General features: G+C 66.9%; 1 protein-coding gene. It reads left to right on the top strand.

Annotated features, from left to right (window positions below):
* Nucleotides 1-574, top strand: a 574-nt coding sequence (locus IVA74_RS02180; protein WP_247339430.1) for a transposase, incomplete at its 5' end; no start/stop codon positions are given.
* Nucleotides 575-655: the final 81 nt, after the last annotated feature.

The raw sequence follows: 655 nt of genomic DNA, 5'->3' as shown, positions 1-655 counted from the left end.
CTTGGCGGTCGCTGCCGGCATCATGGCGGCGATCGGCGACATCAGCCGGTTCAACAGCCCGCAGAAGCTGGTGAGCTATTTTGGGCTGAACCCGCGGGTGCGGCAGTCGGGACTGGGAGCCGCCCATCACGGTCGCATCAGCAAGATCGGCCGCAGTCACGCGCGCGCCATGCTGGTCGAGGCCGCCTGGGCCGCGGCCAAGGCGCCCGGTCCACTGCATGCTTTTTTCGTGCGGATTCGCGCCCGGCGTGGCCATCAGGTCGCCGCGGTGGCCGTGGCTCGCAAGCTCACGGTGCTCTGCTGGCATTTATTGACGAAGGGCGAGGATTACCTGTGGGCGCGTCCGGCGCTGGTCGCCAACAAGACCCGCGCAATGCAACTTCAAGCTGGACATCCGCAACAGAAGGGCAGCCGGCGCGGACCAGCCTATGCCTACAACATCAAGGCGCTGCGCGACCGTGAGATGTTGATTGCCGCCCAGGCGGAGCGAAGCTACGAACGCTTGGTGTCGCAATGGAAACCGCGGCGGCCAAACCCCGGCGCGCGGGCGCCTCAGCTCGGCAAGACAAAATAGGGCAGCCTGGTGGCGCTTGCAGCCGATGCGCCACGCTTCGCCACGAGGTCGCCCGCGCCCACCCAGGATAATCCCGCCTGA

Source organism: Bradyrhizobium sp. 132 (assembly GCF_023074185.1).
Taxonomy (GTDB): Bacteria; Pseudomonadota; Alphaproteobacteria; order Rhizobiales; family Xanthobacteraceae; genus Bradyrhizobium.
Note: the sequence above shows the minus strand (reverse complement) of the source record. Positions and strands in the feature narration are given on the sequence as shown.